General features: G+C 57.0%; 19 protein-coding genes. 11 read left to right on the top strand and 8 right to left on the bottom strand.

Annotation, left to right across the window (positions count from 1 at the left end; all coding sequences use genetic code 11):
• Nucleotides 1-96 precede the first annotated feature (96 nt).
• Nucleotides 97-663 (bottom strand): BLUF domain-containing protein, encoded by a 567-nt coding sequence (locus CFB02_RS02215; RefSeq protein ID WP_088556691.1) that lies wholly within the window; start codon nt 661-663, stop codon nt 97-99.
• Between the two features lie 193 nt (nt 664-856).
• Here CFB02_RS02215 and CFB02_RS02210 point away from each other — a divergent pair, with 193 nt between their 5' ends.
• From CFB02_RS02210 to CFB02_RS02190, 5 genes are all read left to right on the top strand, one after another.
• On the top strand, nt 857-1474 hold the full coding sequence (locus CFB02_RS02210; protein WP_088556690.1) for a trimeric intracellular cation channel family protein: 618 nt from the start codon (nt 857-859) through the stop codon (nt 1472-1474).
• A 151-nt stretch (nt 1475-1625) separates the two neighbouring features.
• On the top strand, nt 1626-2924 hold the full coding sequence (locus CFB02_RS02205) for an NCS2 family permease (protein WP_088556689.1): 1299 nt from the start codon (nt 1626-1628) through the stop codon (nt 2922-2924).
• 30 nt (nt 2925-2954) lie between these two features.
• On the top strand, nt 2955-3497 hold the full coding sequence (locus tag CFB02_RS02200) for an adenine phosphoribosyltransferase (protein ID WP_008174054.1): 543 nt from the start codon (nt 2955-2957) through the stop codon (nt 3495-3497).
• Between the two features lie 23 nt (nt 3498-3520).
• Nucleotides 3521-4183, top strand: a complete 663-nt coding sequence (locus CFB02_RS02195) for a fumarylacetoacetate hydrolase family protein (protein WP_088556688.1) — start codon at nt 3521-3523, stop codon at nt 4181-4183.
• Between the two features lie 49 nt (nt 4184-4232).
• A complete protein-coding gene (locus CFB02_RS02190; RefSeq protein ID WP_088556687.1) occupies nt 4233-5540 on the top strand; it encodes an ABC1 kinase family protein in 1308 nt (435 codons plus the stop codon).
• A gap of 3 nt (nt 5541-5543) precedes the next feature.
• Here CFB02_RS02190 and CFB02_RS02185 read toward each other — a convergent pair whose 3' ends face one another.
• The gene (locus CFB02_RS02185; protein WP_088556686.1) at nt 5544-6221 is read right to left on the bottom strand and encodes an SIR2 family NAD-dependent protein deacylase; all 678 of its coding nucleotides are present in this window, start codon (nt 6219-6221) and stop codon (nt 5544-5546) included.
• Nucleotides 6221-7624 (bottom strand): FAD-binding oxidoreductase, encoded by a 1404-nt coding sequence (locus tag CFB02_RS02180; protein WP_088559135.1) that lies wholly within the window; start codon nt 7622-7624, stop codon nt 6221-6223. Before CFB02_RS02180 ends, CFB02_RS02185 begins: the two co-directional genes overlap by 1 nt.
• 190 nt (nt 7625-7814) lie before the next feature.
• Between CFB02_RS02180 and serA the strand changes: the two genes are divergently transcribed.
• Nucleotides 7815-9044 (top strand): phosphoglycerate dehydrogenase, encoded by a 1230-nt coding sequence (gene serA / locus CFB02_RS02175; RefSeq protein ID WP_088556685.1) that lies wholly within the window; start codon nt 7815-7817, stop codon nt 9042-9044.
• A gap of 66 nt (nt 9045-9110) precedes the next feature.
• Here serA and CFB02_RS02170 read toward each other — a convergent pair whose 3' ends face one another.
• Nucleotides 9111-9758: an OmpA family protein gene (locus tag CFB02_RS02170; RefSeq protein ID WP_227507921.1), complete on the bottom strand. Its 648-nt coding sequence runs from the start codon at nt 9756-9758 to the stop codon at nt 9111-9113.
• 47 nt (nt 9759-9805) lie between these two features.
• Nucleotides 9806-10813: an alpha/beta hydrolase gene (locus CFB02_RS02165; protein ID WP_088556684.1), complete on the bottom strand. Its 1008-nt coding sequence runs from the start codon at nt 10811-10813 to the stop codon at nt 9806-9808.
• Nucleotides 10814-10907: 94 nt separating this feature from the next.
• On the opposite strand from CFB02_RS02165, the gene CFB02_RS02160 reads away from it, so the two are divergent.
• Nucleotides 10908-11801 (top strand): alpha/beta hydrolase, encoded by an 894-nt coding sequence (locus CFB02_RS02160; RefSeq protein WP_088556683.1) that lies wholly within the window; start codon nt 10908-10910, stop codon nt 11799-11801.
• Here CFB02_RS02160 and CFB02_RS02155 read toward each other — a convergent pair.
• Together CFB02_RS02155 and CFB02_RS02150 are read right to left on the bottom strand one after the other, a co-directional pair.
• The gene (locus CFB02_RS02155) at nt 11779-12033 is read right to left on the bottom strand and encodes a GIY-YIG nuclease family protein (protein WP_088559134.1); all 255 of its coding nucleotides are present in this window, start codon (nt 12031-12033) and stop codon (nt 11779-11781) included. The two genes, CFB02_RS02160 and CFB02_RS02155, sit on opposite strands and share 23 nt — an antisense overlap.
• Nucleotides 12034-12046: 13 nt before the next feature.
• Complete coding sequence (locus CFB02_RS02150) at nt 12047-12952, bottom strand: DMT family transporter (protein WP_008174034.1); 906 nt, start codon at nt 12950-12952, stop codon at nt 12047-12049.
• Nucleotides 12953-13080: 128 nt separating this feature from the next.
• Here CFB02_RS02150 and dctP point away from each other — a divergent pair, with 128 nt between their 5' ends.
• On the top strand, nt 13081-14202 hold the full coding sequence (gene dctP, locus CFB02_RS02145) for a TRAP transporter substrate-binding protein DctP (protein ID WP_227519292.1): 1122 nt from the start codon (nt 13081-13083) through the stop codon (nt 14200-14202).
• A 9-nt stretch (nt 14203-14211) separates the two neighbouring features.
• Here dctP and CFB02_RS02140 read toward each other — a convergent pair whose 3' ends face one another.
• A complete protein-coding gene (locus CFB02_RS02140; RefSeq protein WP_088556682.1) occupies nt 14212-15051 on the bottom strand; it encodes a 23S rRNA (adenine(2030)-N(6))-methyltransferase RlmJ in 840 nt (279 codons plus the stop codon).
• Between the two features lie 192 nt (nt 15052-15243).
• Between CFB02_RS02140 and CFB02_RS02135 the strand changes: the two genes are divergently transcribed.
• The 3 genes from CFB02_RS02135 to CFB02_RS02125 are packed head-to-tail and all read left to right on the top strand — an operon-like array spanning nt 15244 to nt 18983.
• The gene (locus CFB02_RS02135; RefSeq protein ID WP_088556681.1) at nt 15244-16530 is read left to right on the top strand and encodes an imelysin family protein; all 1287 of its coding nucleotides are present in this window, start codon (nt 15244-15246) and stop codon (nt 16528-16530) included.
• A 2-nt stretch (nt 16531-16532) separates the two neighbouring features.
• Nucleotides 16533-17939 carry a di-heme oxidoredictase family protein gene (locus tag CFB02_RS02130; RefSeq protein ID WP_088556680.1) on the top strand — a complete coding sequence of 469 codons (1407 nt, stop codon included), beginning with the start codon at nt 16533-16535 and terminating at the stop codon, nt 17937-17939.
• Nucleotides 17940-17948: 9 nt separating this feature from the next.
• Nucleotides 17949-18983, top strand: a complete 1035-nt coding sequence (locus CFB02_RS02125) for an imelysin family protein (RefSeq protein WP_088556679.1) — start codon at nt 17949-17951, stop codon at nt 18981-18983.
• Nucleotides 18984-18996 lie beyond the last annotated feature (13 nt).

Here is an 18996-nt window from a genome sequence, read left to right as displayed (position 1 = left end):
TGTTATCCGTCAAGCTAAACAGAGTCTTATCATGAAGCAAATAAAGTTCTTTTATCTAAACGCATAAGCGGCGCTTATTTCTCAGAGCGAGTCCATTCAGAGCATGGTTCCGCCGATCACCAGAGCGCCAACCAGAACCACCCCGGCCACAATCAGGCCCGTTTTCATTCCTGAGGAGAGTACCTGCGGCGCATCACCGACGGACTCGGAATCTGCCCGATTCACCAGATTCTGTTCCTGGCTGGAGTTGCGAACGAGCTCGATCATTTTCTCACACTGTTCAGAGGTGAACGCGGCCGGATCAAAGGATTCAAGTCCCTGATCATCCAGAAATGCCCGAACGTCCCTCGAAAGCGGCACGTATTTCATGGACCAGTTACTGAACGTTCGGCTCTTAAGGGGCTCCTCTATCAAGGTGACGATGTTGCGGTGGCGATCGTCCTTCAGGATCCTGTCATACGTGCGACGGACGGCGTCCTCTTCACCTTCCAGATACTGGAAAAACCGGTCGTTTCCGTAGTAGAGGCCACCGACCAACTGGTCTTTGGCATTGTTCTTACGGGAGGTCATCAGAATTCGTGCAACGTGGGGTTCAACACCCTTTTCCACCGGTTTGGCTTCAAACGTGGCTTCACTGGCATAGGCCAGGCGCATCAAGGACATAGCAACTCCGTACAACAGGATACAGGTAAGTTGAATGCAAGATACGTTCAGAACTGTCGCTATGGATCACAGTCCGGAGGCCCGCGCTTTCTAACACCTATCTGGCCTCAGGTGAAAGCCATCCGCTTTTTCGCTATCCTGCGCGCTTTGACTATAGGCATCCGGCCACTCCTGGCCTATCTCGGGGCTCGCCATGATCGACATCATCTACGTGCTTGAAATGGTTGGAATCGTCGCGTTTGCGATTTCCGGCATGATCGTGGCGCGCTCCAAAAATATGGATCCTGTGGGCGTATTTACCATCGGCTTCATCACGGCACTCGGGGGTGGCACCCTGCGCGATCTGATCATGGACAACCACCCTCTTTACTGGATCAAGCACGAAGAGCAACCGATGCTGATTCTGGCCATGGCGGTTGTCTTCAGTTATTGGAAAAAGGCAGAGCGGCTGCGGGAGTCAAGAATTGTGTTCCCCGACGCCATCGGGCTCGGCGTTTTTTCCATCCTTGGCGCCCAACTGGCCCTGGATCTGGGACATTCCTGGTTTGTCGCTTCCCTGCTGGGAGTGATGACAGGCACCTTTGGCGGCGCCCTGCGGGATACCCTCTGTAACGAGGTCCCGTATATCTTTCGCAAAGACCAGATCTACGCCTCGATCTCCTTTGCCGGATGCTGGCTGTATTTTGTCTGCCAGTGGTTCCTCGACAACGAGGTCCTGCCGCTGACCGTTGGCCTGCTTTTTATCGTCATCGTGCGGATGCTGGCGGTCCGCTTCGATATCCGGCTCCAGCGTGACTCTCACAGCAACTAACGCCTCATTCGCTTTGACGAAGTGTCAATCATCCCTTGGCCTCAGGAGGCTGAGCCGGTAATATTGCCGTTTTTTCACGCAATTCAAGAATTCCGTCCAGACCAGATCCCCAAACACAAACTTTCAGCATCCTGTGAGGCAGACACCCGTCATGCTTGAACGACTGTTCCAACTCCAGGCCCACGGCACCACTGTTCGTAAAGAAGTGGTTGCGGGCATTACCACCTTCCTGACCATGGCGTACATCATCGTGGTCAACCCGAGCATCCTGTCATCGACCGGCATGGATTTCGGGGCTGTCTTTGTTGCTACCTGCCTTGCAGCCGTGATCGGCACCTTGATTATGGGGCTATGGGCCAATTACCCGATCGCCATGGCACCAGGCATGGGGCTCAACGCCTTTTTCTCTTTCACGGTCGTCGGCAGCATGGGCTACAGCTGGCAGATAGCGCTCGGAGCGGTCTTCATTTCCGGCTTCCTGTTCTTCCTGCTGAGCATCTTCAAGGTGCGGGAATGGATCATAAACAGCATTCCCATGTCCCTGCGGTTCGGCATCTCTGCGGGCATCGGCTTTTTCCTGGCCCTGATCGCCCTGAAGAATGCTGGCATTGTTGTGGATCACCCGGCCACGCTTGTGGGCCTGGGCGAAGTGAAGGTTGCGGAGAGCCTGTTGTTTTTCGGCGGCTTCGTGCTGATTTGCGCACTGTCCTTCCGCCAGGTAACCGGCGCGGTCATGATTGGTATTATTGCGGTTACCGGCGTTGCCATGGCACTGGGAATGGTGGAGTACAATGGTCTGGTTTCAGCACCCCCGAGCATAGCGCCGACGTTCATGCAGCTGGACCTGGCGGGCGCCCTGAATATCGGCATGATCAGCGTGATCTTTGCGTTTCTGTTCGTGGATCTGTTTGATACATCCGGCACCCTGATCGGCGCCGCACAGCGCGGCGGCCTGCTCGACAAAGACGGCAAACTGCCGCGCCTCGGCCGGGCCCTGATGTCGGACTCGGTTGCGACCATGTCCGGTGCCGCCCTCGGTACCTCAACCACCACCAGCTACATCGAATCCACCGCGGGCATATCCGCCGGCGGCCGAACCGGCCTGACCGCTGTGGTTGTTGCCGCACTGTTCCTAGCGTGTCTGCTGCTATCACCAATCGCCAGCATCATCCCCGCCTACGCCACCGCCCCGGCACTGCTTTATGTGGCGGTTCTCATGGCCAGCGGCCTCAAACTGATTGATTGGGACGATGTCACTGACGCAGCCCCGGCTGTGGTCACCGCACTGATGATGCCTTTGACCTTTTCCATTGCCAACGGCATCGCGCTGGGATTCATTACCTATGCCATCCTGAAGGCACTCAGTGGCCGCTGGGCAGATCTGAACGCCAGTGTTGTTATCATTGCGGTTGTGTTTGTTCTGAAATTCATTTTCCTGGATGCGGCCTGATCCGCCTCCAGGGCATTAACCGGAACGTTTATGGATTATTTTTCTGAAAGCATCAAAAAGGCCATTCGCACGGTCCCAGACTGGCCAAAGCCGGGCGTGGCCTTTCGCGATATAACCACGGTACTGCAGGACAAGACTGCCTTCCGGAAACTGATTGATGCCTTCGTACACCGCTACCACGGCCACAAGATTGATGCCGTGGCCGCGGTGGATGCGCGCGGCTTTATCATTGGCTCGGCACTGGCCTATGAGCTCAACGCCTCCCTGGTACTGGTACGCAAGAAAGGCAAGCTGCCGTTCGATACGCTGGTGGAGGACTACGAGCTTGAATACGGTACCGCCTCCGTGGAGCTACACAAGGACGCTTTCAAGCCGGGCGACAACGTGGTTCTGGTAGATGATCTGATTGCCACTGGCGGCACGATGCTCGCCGCGACCCGTCTGATCCGCAGGATTGGCGCGGAAATTGTGGAAGTGGCAGCCATGATTGATCTGCCCGATCTCGGCGGCTCCCGCAAGCTGCAGGACGAAGGCCTTCAGGTTTATACTGTTTGCTCGTTTGAAGGGGAATAGTCGACAGCAATCAGGAGGCGACCATGCCGGATTACCAACACCACTGGAAGGATGGCACACCCATCCATCTGCCACTGGGAAAAATCGTCTGCATTGGTCGCAACTACGCCGAGCATGCCCGGGAGCTCAATAACCCGGTGCCGGATGAACCCCTACTGTTCATCAAACCCGCAACCTCGGCGGTGCATATCACCCGCCCCCTGGATTTTCCAAGGGACCAGGGGGCGGTTCACTTCGAGACCGAACTGGCGGTTCTGATCGGTCGACCCTTGACCCGGGCTTCAGCCAGCGACGCCGAATCCGCGATACTGGGCTACGGTCTGGCACTGGATCTGACTCTGCGGGATCTGCAGGGCAAACTCAAAGAAAAGGGCCAGCCCTGGGAGAGAGCGAAGGGGTTCGATGGTGCCTGTCCGCTTTCGCCGTTTGTCGCGGCCGATAAGTTTCCCGATGCTCCCATTCACTTCACAATGGACATTGATGGCAACCGCCAGCAAATCGGCGATACCGGCGATATGCTCAACCCCATTATTCCCCTGATCGCTCACATCAGCAGCCAGTTCACGCTGCTGCCCGGCGACGTGGTGCTGACAGGAACACCAAAAGGCGTGGGCCCGCTGATTTCTGGCCAGACCCTGTCACTTGAACTGGAAGACCTGCTGTTCGTGGAGACCAAAGTGGTTTAACGTGCAGGGCCGGCTAAACCCAAATCCGGTCAAAGGCGTACATCTGTTTATGACAAAGAAACCGGTAACCTCCCGACGTGGTCGCTTCTTCAAGCTCGCTGGCATGACTGCCTCTGTGGCAGGGCAATATGCCGGCCAGCGTGCGCGCCGCCTGTTCCGCTCAGAAAATGACGAGGGCGCCCAGAGCGAAAGCTATACCCGCATGGCCGACCAGATCGCCGATACCCTGGGCGAGCTGAAAGGGGCGGTCATGAAAGTCGGGCAAATCGCTTCCCAGACCCAGGACTTTCTGCCCAAAGAATTCTCGGACGCGCTCGAGAAGCTTCAGAAAGAAGCCCCACCCATGCCTTTTGAGGTCATTGTGGGGCAGATCGAATCGGAACTGGGCAAACCGGTCTCCGAGCTCTTCGAGTACCTGCAGGAGACACCCTACGCCGCGGCTTCCATCGGCCAGGTGCATCGCGCCCGACTCCACGATGGCACCGATGTCATTGTGAAAATCCAGTACCCCGGCGTGGACGAATCCTGCGATTCAGATCTCAAGCAACTGCGCATGGCACTGAGATTGGGCGGCCTGCTGAAAATGCCCAAGGAGTCGGTCGACCGGCTGTTCGCCGAAATCCGGGAGCGACTGAAAGAAGAGCTGGATTACGAGAACGAAGCACGAAATATCGAACTCTTTCGGGAGTTCCACAAGGATCAGCCCTGGGTGCTCATCCCATCCGTGGCGACGAGCCACTCAACCCGACGTGTCCTGACGATGGAACTGGTTGAGGGAGATCACGTCAGCAAGGTTACGAGAGACCGGTACGACCAGGACACCATTAACCTGATAGGGCACCGGATCTTCATGCTCATGGCGGACCAGCTTTTCCGCTTCCAGTGCATCCATGGCGATCCCCACGCCGGCAACTTCGCCTACCGGCCTGATGGCTCCATCGTGATGTACGACTTCGGCTGTGTAAAGAAGCTGAAACCGGAAATCATCGCCGCCTACCGCAACGCCCTGGTCTCTGCCCTGGAGGAAGACTATGAAGCGCTTGACCGTCATTTGATTGATCTGGGCGCGCGTGTCGGAAGCCAGCCAGCCGTGGATGAAGCCTACTACGCTATGTGGCGGGACATTCTGGTGGTGCCCTTCGAGGATCGGGAGGTGCCCTATAACTTCGCAGAAGCCGACATCCACAAGCGCGTGGCCGAGAAAACCAGCACCGTGTTCAAATACCTCGACTACTTCAAGCCGCCGGTGGAAAGCATCTTTATCGACCGGATGATTGCCGGTCATTACTGGATGCTGAAGCGGCTGGGTGTTCAGGCCGCTTTCAGGGAAGAACTGGAAAGGTACCTGAAAGCCTGAGCACTACAGGTAAGTGGCAACCCATTCGGCAACACCCTCGACGGCACCCTTGCGAATAAACCGGGCCCTCGACACTGACGCCGGCTCGCCCGGGTCAATCACGGTGATGGGGACATCTCTGTCCACTTCATAAACCAGCCCTGCAGCCGGGTATACCTGCAGAGACGTTCCCACGATCAGCAGGTGATCGGCCGTGCGGACAACTTCGGCAGCCTTGTCGAGCATGGGCACTTCCTCGCCAAACCAGACAATATGAGGACGAAGCTGGGCGCCACGGTCGCAGGTGTCGCCCGGGTTAATATCACGATAACCGATGTCATAAACCAGCTCCGGATATTTTGAACTGCGCGCCTTGGTAAGCTCTCCGTGAAGGTGAATAACGTTGCTCGCGCCACCCCGTTCGTGAAGATCGTCCACGTTCTGGGTGACCACGGTGACCCGGTAGCGCTGCTCAAGCTCCGCCAGGAGCTGGTGGGCCCGGTTCGGCTGGGCAGAGGCGAGCTGGCGGCGGCGGTCATTGTAGAACCGCAGCACCAGCTCCTGATTGCGCGCAAACGCCTCGGGCGTGGCCACATCGTAGACGCTGTGCTGCTCCCACAACCCACCGTTGTCCCGGAAGGTGGAGAGACCGCTTTCGGCGCTTATGCCCGCGCCTGTCAGCACTACGATATGATCCTGCATCAGTCGAAAATCTTGCCCGGGTTCATGATTCCGTTGGGATCGAATACCTGCTTGATACCTCTCAAGTAAGCGATTTCTGCATCGCTACGGGTGTACTGCAGATACGGCTTCTTGGTCATACCCACGCCGTGCTCGGCAGACACGCTGCCCTGGTAGCGCTCGACAATCTCGAAAACCCATTTGTTGACCTGCTGGCACTTCTCGAAGAAATCCTCGTTGGCCATGTCCTCTGGCTTGAGGATATTCAGGTGCAGGTTGCCATCGCCAATGTGACCGAACCAGATAATCTCGAAATCCGGATAGTGCTCGGTGACCACGGCATCAATTTCCTGCAGGAAGCCCGGCACCTTGGATACGACCACGGAAATATCATTCTTGTAGGGCGTGCGGGGTGCGATGGACTCGGAAATGCGCTCGCGCAGCTGCCAGAGGTTCTGGGCCTGGGTTTCGCTCTGGCTGATCACGCCATCCAGCACCCAACCGTTCTCCACGCATTGTTCAAACAGAGCCATGGCATCGTCCATCACCTGATCGGAGACAGATTCGAACTCCAGGAGCGCATAATACGGCGCCTCGGTTTCAAACGGCGCCTGAACCTGACCGTGGGCCAGCACGTGTCCCATGGCTTGATGGGAGAAAAACTCGTAGGCGGTGAGATCAATCTTTTTCTGGAAAGTCTGCAGCACATCCATGGTGTTGGTCAGATCATTCAGACCCAGCACCAGCACCGTCAGGTTATCCGGCTTCCGGGACAATTTCATGGTGGCTTCGGTAATGAAGCCCAGCGTGCCCTCCGCGCCGATGAACAGATGACGCAGATCGTAACCCGTGTTGTTCTTCTCCAGATCCTTGTTCAGATCCAGGATATCGCCCTTGCCGGTCACAACCTTGAGGCCGGCAACCCAGTCCCGGCTCATACCATAGCGAATTACCTTGATCCCGCCGGCGTTGGTAGAGAGGTTGCCACCGAGCTGGCTGGAACCGGCGGAGGCAAAATCAACCGGATAGTAAAGACCGTTGTCTTCAGCACAATTCTGCAACTGCTCGGTCACAACACCGGCCTGACACCGAACCGTCCTGTCGCTGGCATTGAAGTCCAGAATCTGGTTCATGTTGTCGAACGCCACAACCACCTCACCATTGGCGGCCACAGCACCGGCACTCAGACCTGTCCGGCCGCCAGAGGGCACAAGTGCCACCTGATTCTCGTTGGCGAACTTCACCAGCGCCTGAACCTGCTCGGTGGTCTTGGGTAACGCGATCGCCAGGGGTTTGGGCGGGTAGATCTTGGTCCAATCCTTGCCGTAGGTATCCAGATCTGCCGGGTCGGTCAGCACCTTGCCGGGCGCGTCGCCGGTGGCCATCAGGTCTTTGAGGGAAGCAATGATCTGTTCAGAATTCATGAATTTTTCGGTCTCGTCAGGTTTGGGCCGGAGCATCCTGCAACAGGAATCACAGACAGTTGATTCAGGCAAACCGGCGCGCTGTGAAAATCTTTGTTTATGGTATCATACCGCCCCTGTTCTGTGAGCCAGCCCCGACGATCACTGGCCACGGGTCATTTCACGTGACGAAAGGTTCGGAAGCAAGCCCATGTCAAATACGTCTCTTGAGAAGAGCAAAATCCGTATCCTGCTGCTGGAAGGCGTGCATCAATCTGCCATTGATACGCTGAATGCTGCGGGCTATACCAACATTGAGTACCTGTCTCACTCGCTGGCCGAGGAAGAGCTGATCGAGAAGATTGCCGATGCGCACTTCGTCGGTATCCGCTCCCGCACCCAGCTGACCGAGAAAGTATTTGAAGCCGCCAAGAAACTGGTGGCCGTGGGTTGCTTCTGTATTGGCACCAACCAGGTGGATCTGCAGGCGGCCACCCGGCGCGGCATTGCCGTTTTCAATGCGCCTTTCTCCAACACCCGGAGCGTCGCGGAACTCGTTCTCGCCCAGGCCATTCTGCTCCTGCGCGGTGTCCCGGAGAAAAACGCCAAGGCCCATCGCGGCGAGTGGCTGAAATCCGCCAAGGACAGCTATGAAATCCGTGGCAAAAAACTGGGCATTATCGGCTACGGCAACATCGGCACCCAGTTCAGCGTCCTGGCCGAGGGCCTGGGCATGGATGTGTATTTCTACGATGTCGTCTCGAAACTGTCGATCGGCAACGCCACCCAGGTAGGTACGCTCCAGGAGCTGCTCAACATTGCCGATGTGGTCAGCCTGCACGTACCGGAAACCCCGGCCACCAAGTACATGTTCAAGGCCGAGCAGTTCGCCCAGATGAAACCCGGCAGCATTCTCATGAATGCCTCCCGCGGCACCGTGGTGGACATCGAAGCCCTGGCCGATGCTCTGGGCAGCGGTAAACTGCTGGGTGCTGCCATTGACGTATTCCCGGTTGAGCCCAAATCCAACGACGAAGAATTTGTCTCTCCGCTGCGGGAGTTCGACAATGTCATCCTGACCCCGCATGTCGGCGGCTCCACCATCGAAGCCCAGGCAAACATCGGTCGGGAAGTGGCGGAAAAACTGGCCATGTACAGCGACAACGGCACTTCGGTTTCTTCCGTGAACTTCCCGGAAGTCGCTCTGCCGTCACACCCCAATCAGCACCGTCTGCTGCATATCCACGAGAACGTTCCCGGGGTGATGTCAGAGATCAACCAGGTGTTTTCAGAGAATGGCATCAACGTTTGTGGCCAGTATCTGCAGACCAAGGAAGACATCGGCTATGTTGTCGTCGACGTGGACAAAGAGTACGGCGAACTGGCACAGGAAAAGCTGCTCAAAGTAAAAGGGACCATTCGCTGCCGCGTACTGTTCTGATTCACTGACGGAAACAAAAAAACCGGAGCTTTTGCTCCGGTTTTTTTATGGCTGCGAACGCCCTGCTTACTGCATGGGCACCAGCGTCAGCTCAACACGACGGTTCTGCTCACGGCCGGCCGCGGTATCATTGGAGGCCACCGGGTAGCGTTCGCCGTAGCCAACAGCCCGAGTACGCTTCGGCTCGATACCCTGGTTCAGGAGGAAGTCACGCACTGAAGAAGCACGACGCTCGCTGAGCAGCTGGTTGTAGCTGTCTGAGCCGGAGCTGTCGGTGTGACCCTCGATCTGGATAATGGTCTTGTCATACTCCTTCAGAACCAGAGCCACAGACTCCAGCGTTCCGCTGAATGACGGCTTGATGCTCGATTCATTCAGATCAAAGGTGATATTGCCTGGCATCACCAGTTCAATCTCATCGCCGTTGCGCACCACGCGAACACCAGTGCCCTCCAGCTGGCGACGCAGCTCGGCTTCCTGTTTGTCCATGTAGTAACCAACGCCACCGCCAATGGCCGCGCCGCTGGCCGCACCAATCAGGGCACCTTTCCCGCGGTCACTCTTGCTGGAGGTTGCCGCACCGATAGCCGCACCGCCAATAGCGCCGATGATGCTTCCCTTGGTCGCATTCGAAGTCTTCTCTTCACCGGTGTAGGGGTCATAGGTCATACAACCGCCGAGACCGAAAGTTGCCACCATAAATACAAGAATCATCTTCTTCACAGCTTTCTCCTGTGCCTGGTTTCTTCAGCCAACCCGATTTAACGGGTCTTTTCCGCCGAGTTCGTGAATGTATCAATAATGGTATTGAATACGGTTGCCTGCAAATCCTGAGCTTCGTTCACAAGATGATGACGTCCGTCAGGGATTTTCCGTTCCTCAACCGAGGAAAATTTATTCCGGATAATACGCAAATTGTGTTGCCAGTCGACTGTCAGATCCTTCTCACCTTGCACGACGGTCACCGGAAAGTCGACCGGCCGCGCAGATTCGATATGGGGGACCCATTTTCGGAGTGCACTCACCCAGTCGACATGCACTGCCCTCGCCTGAAGCGGGTCGTACTCCCGCAAGAACCTGAGGAATCGACCGTTGCCACTGTTCTCTGCAAACACCCTGCGCCAGCGGGAAATAAACGGCTTCACCATGCTATGCAGAATTTTTGCGCCCAACCAGCCGGCCGGCCTCACCAGGGGAGCCAGAAGCACCACTTTCCGGAAGTCGGAGGTTTGCTGGCTGTGCTGGTTGGACAACAGGTAATCAATCAGGATCGCTCCACCGGTGCTCTGCCCAACCGCGAACCAGGGCTGACGCAACTTGTCCCTGACCTGAGCCATCACGTCTGACAGAACGCCCTGATACTCAAGAAAACTGCCAATGGCTGCGGGCGTGCCGCTGGAAAGGCCATGGCCGGGCTGATCGTAGGCCAGCACATCAAACCCGGCTCCCAGGCATCGATCGATCAACTGGCTGTACAACCCGACGTGGTCGAAATAGCCGTGCAGAATGAACACCGTCCCACGCTCTGTTGACTGGTCCGGCAATCGGAAATAATGCACCATGACTTCATGACCGCAGGCTTTGACGTAACCCTGATGATAAGCGACGTCAGGATGTTCCACCCAGAGATCCAGCCCATAAAAACGACAATAGGCCACCATCTCATCACTGAGATCACGCGAGCAGGTCGGGTCGAAGGGTTCGAGCCTGTCCAGGAGTGAGTGCCTGTCCCAATCCGGTATTTCTATGGTATCCGTTTTCCAGTACACGTAGAGTTAAACGCCTGTCATGAATGAGTTATCTATTTTGGGGCTTCAATCCTAACCTATAGCGGGCCTAACCCATAGCAAGGGAAAGACACAGATGTTGCAACACGTTTTAGAGAGTGCGTTGCGCCAAACCATGAACCGGCTGGTCAGACCGGTTCTCAACCCGGCGGTACCGGTGCCACTTCAGCGACGCATTGTGCGCCAGGCTTATCGGAGTTCGACACCACCGAGAGGCGCGAAATTCGAGAACATAACCATTGGGGGAGTGCCAGCAACCAGGACAACTTTCGGCAATGATCCCCGGGGCGCCGTTCTCTATCTCCACGGCGGAGGCTACATCATCGGGTCCTCGAGTACCCACCGTGGCATAACCGGGCATCTGGCGAAAACAACCGGCTGCGCCATCGTTACGCCGGATTACCGGCTGGCGCCCGAGTTTCCGTTTCCCGCTGCGCTGGATGATGCCGAAGCCTGTTGGAACGGGCTTCTGGAGGCTGGCCTGAAACCGGACCAGATTGCCGTCGCCGGCGATTCCGCTGGAGGGGGGCTCTCCGTTGCCCTCGCGATGCGACTGCGAGATAAGGGCCTGCAGCTTCCGGCATCGCTCACGGCGTTTTCACCCTGGATAGACCTCACTCAGGAGCAGCTTTATGCGCCGGAAATTGAGCCGGTACTTCAGGCCAGCTGGACCAGCAAGGCCGCCAGGCTGTACGCCGGAAAGGAACCCCTTACCAACCCGTTGATCTCGCCGATCTTCGGGGATTTGAGCGGCCTGCCACCCTTGTTGATCCAGGTAGGCAGCCAGGAAATCCTGCTGAACGACGCCGAACGGCTGGCCGAGGCCGCAAACCGGAACGATGTGGAAACCCGCCTTGAGGTCTATAACAGTCTTTGGCACGTTTTCCAGGTACACAGTGGTCAGCTGGATCGAGCCACTGCCGCGTTGGAAACCGCAGGCGAACACATCAAACGTCATCTGGCAGACTGAGCTCGCCCCGGGCCAGGGCCTCTTTCCTGGGCCGGGGCCATTGCTTGATGCGCCACTCCAACCGTGAAGCCCGGCTTCTGTCTCCGGCTGGCGCGCTGAACACCAGTTCCAGTGGCCCCTTCCCCCTCAGACTACGCGCCCCCCGGGGAGCGCCTACCTGATGTTCATTGAAACGCCGCCCAACGTCAGTGGTTATGCCGGTATAGAGCGAACCTTTGGCGGTTCGAACCATGTAGACAAACCAGTCAGCCAAGATTCAGGGCCTCTTCCCGATCCTTCACTTTTTTCTGCTGAATCCATAGCCCCATCATGATCAGAACCAGGCCAATGTATGTGGAGGGCAGGATATGCTCGCCCAGAATAAAGTAGATGAATACCAGCGAAAGGAACGGAGATATAAAAATCAGGTTGCTGACTTTCGAAGTGTTCTCCGCTTTTTTCATGGCATAGGACCAGAGCACGAAAGCGATGCCCATCTCGAACACGCCTACATAGAGCGCTGCAGCCAGCGACGTGCCCGGAGCAAAACTGAGCCCCTCTGTCCACCAGCAAATGAGCAGAATCACCGGCAATCCACACAGGAAATTAAGGAACAGGCCAACCACCGGATCCCGGGTATCCCGTGTGGCGATAATCCAGTAGGACGCCCAGACCACTGTGCTTCCGAGGGCGAGAGAAACGCCAAGTGGATCCTCGAAGCTCAGCGACGTGACAGCCCCGCGGGTGGCAATCACCACGACCCCGGCATAACAGATCAGGCCCGCGACAATATCCAGTTTGCGTAGCCGGTGCCCCAGAAAGGGTACCGACATATAGGCCAGCACCAGAGCCCAGGTGTAGTTCAGCGGTTGCGCTTCCTGGGCGGGCAGTCGGTCAAAAGCACCGAACAACAGGAAATAGTACAGACAGGGATTGATCAGCCCCATGCCAAAAGACTGGGCATACTGTTTGCGACTGAGCGAGAACACCAGGTGCCAGCGCCCCTGAAGCATCAGGATGACGGCCATCACAACCACCGACGCACTGCACGCAATCAGCAGCATCTGAACGGGCGCGAGCTCTCTGAGCGAGAGCTTGAACGCGGTTGCCACGGTAGACCACAACAGCACCGTGCCAAGGCCATAGAGCATCGCCTGCTTCTGGTTTGTCATTCCCGGCCTCCTGCCCACCACTGAAACTCCATGAACTGTCTCCTATATGCACTTGATCGTCTGGGTCGACAGTGTAATTCAATCCAACCCCGTAACCCACGGCAGTGCGCATTCTTGTGTTACCTTGTATGGCAATATCAACCAAGGATCGAGAAAACTGGAGTTCCCGTTATGCCCACCGTCCGTTTCAGGTTCTGGCCATTGAGCCTGGCATTGGCCATTGCACTGACCGGTTGTTCAGACAGCCAGACCAGCGGTGGGGACGAGACCGCCGATGTCCCGGCCCCCCCGATTACCCGGTTACCTGGCGTTTTGCCCTTGAGGAGATTGAGGGTAGCGTTCAGCATGCTTATGCCGAAGCGTTGAAGGAACGGATCGAGGAGCGTTCCGACGGCAGGATTGAAATCGATATTTTTCCCTACGGTTCTCTGGGAACCTCGGCCCAGCTTACTGAACTGGTCCGCAATGGTTCCATAAGCCTGGCGTTCGCCTCCCCCGGGCATCTTGCCAACACCATCCCGGAAGTCGGTCTCTTCACGCTGCACTATGTTCTTCCGGACGACGCCGAGGTTACACGAGAGATTCTGGCCAGTGCAGAATTGCTCGAATTGTTTGAATCACCCTATGCCAACCAGAACATGAAACTGCTGGGTTTCGTGCCTGAAGGCTGGATGGCCTGGACAGCTAACAAGGCGCTGCGGTCGCCGGAAGATTTCACCGGACAGCGAATCCGAACCATGACCTCCGACATGGCGGAAGAAACCTTCCGGGCCTATGGTGCCGAGCCCAGCCAGATCCCCTATTCCCAGGTATACAGTGACCTGCAGCTGCGCAAGATCGATGGCCAGAGCAATCCGGTTTTCGCCATCGAGGAAATGGATTTCTACGAAGTGCAGACCACCATGACCCTGGCGCGACCGGCCCAGTTCGTCGCTTCCGTGGTTTCAAATCTTGACTGGTACAACGCCTTGCCCGAAAACCAGCAACAATGGCTCGACAACGGGCTCAATGACGTCGCGCAGATCGCCTGGGAGACTCAGGAGGAGCTGAATCAGAGCCGGCTTGAACAAATGCTGGAAGGGGGTCACATGAAGGTGGTCCGCCTTACCGCTTCAGAACGCGAAGCGTTTCAGGAGGTCAGCATGCCCGTGCGCGACATCTATCTGGAACGCACAGGAGAAAGTGGCCGACTTATACTTGATCGGTTGCAGCAGCTGATCGAAGAGATGGAAGCCAACAAACCTGAGTAGGCTTCTGGATTACTCCGGCACCAGCCACCCGATATCATGGGCCAGATTCAGAACATCTAGCCCGGCAACATCGCTCATCATTGCGGCAAACCGGGAGTCAAAACCCCAGGGTGGGTTCACCACCAGCATGCCCGATCCGACCATGCCTCGCTCCGGCGGATTATTCAGGTGCACCTCACTGCAGAGTATCTTTCGCGCATCGGTGCCCCTGACCGCCTCTTTCAACTGTTCCTGCAGGCCACTGGTCAGGATCGGGTACCAGACAAGAAAAATGCCATGACGACACTTATGCCATGCTTTCCCCAGAGTTTTCGCCACTTCAATATAGTCGGTTTTGACCTCGTAGGAGGGATCAATCAGCGTCAGCAGGCGGGGCTGTCTGGGAGGCAACTGCCGTAGCAGACCTGCCAGGCCATCCTGTCTCAGCACACGAATCGAGGCTTCGGAAGCCCAGCCCGCCAGTTGCTCTCCCTCAGACGGATGAAGTTCAAAGAGCGTCAGCGCATCTCCAGCCCGGAGAAAATGCTGAAACCACGCAGGAGAACCGGGATAAACAGACAGCGCGCCACCGCCGGCATTGAATCCTGTCAGCACGTCCAGAAACGGTTTCCAATCCTCAGACAGCAGCCGATCTCTGGCGCCCCAAAGTCTCTGGACACCGTGGTCGGCTTCCCCTGTCTTACGGGCCCGCTCACTCCGCAAATCGTATATGGCACTCCCGGCATGGGTATCGAAACAGGCAATACCGGAGGCCTTCGCCCGCATCATGGTCTGGACCAGTGCCAGGGCTCCATGTTTCTGGACATCGGCGAAATTGCCGGCATGAAAGGCGTGCAAATAACTCAACATACAAGAATAGCTCCTGGTGACGGGGCCATTAAGCCCGATCACGGTTGCCCGGGGCAAGAGCACTATCGTCAATCCTGATCGATCGAGTCCGTTTCCCGCTTGCGTTTCGATAAAACGGAACTCATAATATTTAATGAGAATGTTTATTATTATTACTACTATTAACAGAACTTGGAGAAAGGAATGACGTCCATGTTTCGCCCAGCCCCCCTGGCATTGACAGTAACCGCTCTGCTCACTGCAGGCTGCGCTAATCATCCCTGGTCCACCAAGGATCATCAGCCGGCAACCAAAGACTCAGTGGTCGATCACTACGCCGATCTGGCTCATGCCAACTACGAAGATGCGCTGATCACCGCCCGCGCGCTGGACGAAGCAACTGACCGCTTGATCGCCAATCCGACCGAAGCCAATCTGGCGACCGCAAAAAAAGCCTGGCTGGCAGCGCGGGTTCCTTATCAGCAAACAGAAGTGTTCCGGTTCGGCAATGCTATTGTCGATGACTGGGAAGGCCAGCTGAACGCCTGGCCGCTCGATGAAGGCCTGATCGATTATGTGAAGGCAGACGGGTACCAGCACGAGCTGGGCAACGCCGGTGCCAACGCAAACATCATCGCAAGCAACAGTATCAATGTGGGTGGTGAGACACTGAATGTGGCATCTCTTTCCCCTGCACTGCTCGCAGATCTGAACGAAGTTGGCGGCTCTGAAGCCAACGTTGCTACCGGCTACCACGCGGTTGAATTCCTGCTGTGGGGTCAGGATCTCCACGGTTTTGAAAGCGGCGCCGGTGAGCGTCCGGTCACGGATTACGCGAAGGGCGCTGATTGCACCAATGGCAATTGTGAGCGTCGTGGCGAATACCTGGATGCGGTAACAGACCTTCTGGTATCCGACCTGGAGTGGATGGTGGCCCAGTGGGCGCCGGGCGACAGTGACAACTACCGGGCGCAATTGACCGCTGCAGACGCCAATCAGGGTGTTCAGAAAATGCTGTTCGGCATGGGTTCACTGTCTCTGGGCGAGCTGGCCGGCGAGCGAATGAAGGTTGCTCTGGAAGCCAATTCCTATGAGGACGAGCACGACTGCTTCAGCGACAATACCCACAATTCGCACTACTATAACGGCCAGGGTATCCAGAACGTCTACACGGGCACCTATCGTCGCGTGGATGGCAGCCTGGTGACCGGCCCTTCCCTGTCTGATCTGGTTCAGCAGAGCGACCCAGAGCTGGACGCCCGTCTTAACAACCAGCTGGACGCCTCCATGGAAGCCCTGGCGCTAATGAAGGCTCGCGCGGATAACAGCGAAAATCCCATGGCTTTTGACACCATGATTGCACCCGGGAATGCCGAGGGAACTCGTATCGTCAACGGCGCTATCATGGCGCTGGTCGCACAGACCGGTTCCATTGAGCAGGCTGCGCGCGACCTGGGTATTGAAGCCCTGTCTCCCAATGATGCCGGCCACGCGTTCTGAGCATGATGAAACCGCTTGCCTTAATCGGGGCGCTGGCGATTGCCAGCGCCCACGTTTGCGCCGAGACTCACGCGGGCTATCCGATCCAGACATCTCCGGCCTCCGGTGGTGAGGGCACCGTACAACAGTCAGATACCAATGCCTACTCGCTTCCCCAGGGCAATCTGTCCATGACCAAACGTCTGGATTTCAGTGTCGGCAACAGTTTCTTCCGGAACCCCTGGGTCGAAGCCCCGGCAAGCACTGACGCCCGTGACGGCCTGGGCCCGCTGTTCAATACCAACTCCTGCCAGGGATGTCATATCAAGGATGGTCGCGGACACCCACCCGGTGTCGACGAGTCGCCGGTCTCCCTGTTTTTGAGACTGGCAGTCCCTGCTGATCCGGAGCTGGACGCAGATATTCTGCGCAAACACGGTTTCAAACCGGCGCCAGTATATGGCAGCCAGCTCCAGACAGCCGCGCTTCCTGCAGCGAAACCAGAGGCTGATTTGATCGTCGAATGGACGTCAGTGAAGGAAACTCTTGCGGATGGGACGGTGGTGAAACTGCGCAAGCCTGTATACCGCATTGAGAACCCAAATTATGGGCCACTGCCGGAAAACCTGCTGGTGTCACCCCGGGTAGCACCCCAGATGATCGGAATGGGTTTGCTGGAAGCCATCCCCATCGAAGACTTACAAGCTCGCCATGACCCTGACGATGCGGACGGAAACGGCATCTCCGGAAAGCTTAACCAGGTCTGGGATCTGGCAACGGAACAGACAGTGCCCGGTCGATTCGGCTGGAAGGCAGCCGAGCCCGATGTCCACCAGCAAAGCATGGGAGCGTTCGCCGGAGATATGGGGCTGACCTCTACTCTGAAACCTAAAACCGACTGCATGCCCGAGCAGAATTGTGAGCGGTTTACCCATGGCGGTGAACCGGAGGTAAGCGACAAGGTCGCCAACTTCGTGACCTTCTACGCCAAGAGTCTGGCAATACCCGCGCGTCGAGATATTGGGTCTGAATCCGTCCGGCAGGGAGCAAGGCTGTTCAACGAAAGTGGCTGCGCTGGCTGCCATACGCCGAGACATCAGACCGGCGAGGTTTCCGATCGCCCGGACCTTAGCAACCAGACTATCTGGCCCTATTCGGATCTGTTGCTGCACGACATGGGTCCTGCCCTGGCCGACGGCCGCGATGAATTCCAGGCCAATGGCAATGAATGGCGAACCCCGCCGCTCTGGGGCATTGGCCTGGCCCAAGTGGTGAATCCACAAGCCGGGTTCCTGCACGACGGCCGCGCCCGCACTCTGGAAGAAGCCGTGCTCTGGCACGGAGGCGAGGCTCAGGCGGCCGCCGACCGATACCGCCAGATGTCGCCCGAAGATCGTTCCGCTCTGATCGATTTCCTGAATTCACTCTGAGGATCAGTCATGCAAGGGATCACCAGACTGCTGTGCACATCTATCCTGGCTCTAACCTCGCCCCTGGCGTGGGCAAGCGATGCCAACACCCAGGCCCGCCAGCAGTGGTATGAAGGCATTGCGACCGGCTATCAATCGTTGACCACAGAAGCGGGAGAGCTGGCTGAATCCGCCCGTGACTACTGCCAGAATCCAGCCGAGGGAAGCCGGGAACACGTGGAAGCCGCCTGGCTGAATGCCTTCCTGGCCTGGCAGAAGGTGCGCTTAGTCGATTTCGGCCCGGTCGAAAACAACAACCTTTCCTGGCAGTTCCAGTTCTGGCCGGATCCGAAGAATCTGATCGCACGGAAAGCGGCTTACCTGATCGGAAACGACGAACCGATCACCGCGAGCGTGATCAATCAGTCCGGTGTCGCTGTGCAAGGCTTCCCGATGATCGAATATCTGCTGTTCGACCAAGAGTTCAATGCCGGGGAAACTTCACTCCCAGTCGCCCGGACCTGCGAGCTGCTAACGAACGTCGCGGGACACTTGAAAAGCAACAGTGACGCATTGATGGCTGGCTGGCAGGCTTTCAGACCGCACTATCTGGAGACCGAGCAGTACTTCGACACCACTATCCGAGCGGGTATGGCAACACTGGAAATTCTGGAAGAAAGAAGGCTGGCCCAACCCATGGGTCTTCGCGGCAGTAACAAACGCAATCCTTACATCGCGGACGCCTGGCGCAGCGGCAAAAGCCTGCAGACTGTCGCGGCGACTGTCGACGGCCTGAACCGGTACTTTTTACCAGGGCTCGAAATTTCGCTGGAAGCAAAGGGGGCGTCCGACCTGGCAGACCGCATTCGCAAACAATTCAACGAGGTTCAGCAGAACTTTCCCGGAGCCCACCTACCCCTGGCAACGGCTTTGAAAGAAGAAGACCAGTTCCGGGCTCTGCAGAGCCTTTACGTTGATATTTCCCAGTTGACCACGCTGGTGAATGACCAGGCGGCAGTGGCACTTGGCGTAGTACGAGGCTTCAACTCGAGCGATGGCGACTGAGGAACCTGATCCT

The sequence above is a fragment of the Marinobacter sp. es.042 genome, from assembly GCF_900188315.1.
Lineage (GTDB): Bacteria > Pseudomonadota > Gammaproteobacteria > Pseudomonadales > Oleiphilaceae > Marinobacter.
The sequence above is the reverse complement of the archived record's forward strand: the minus strand, read 5'-3'. Positions and strand labels throughout refer to the sequence as shown.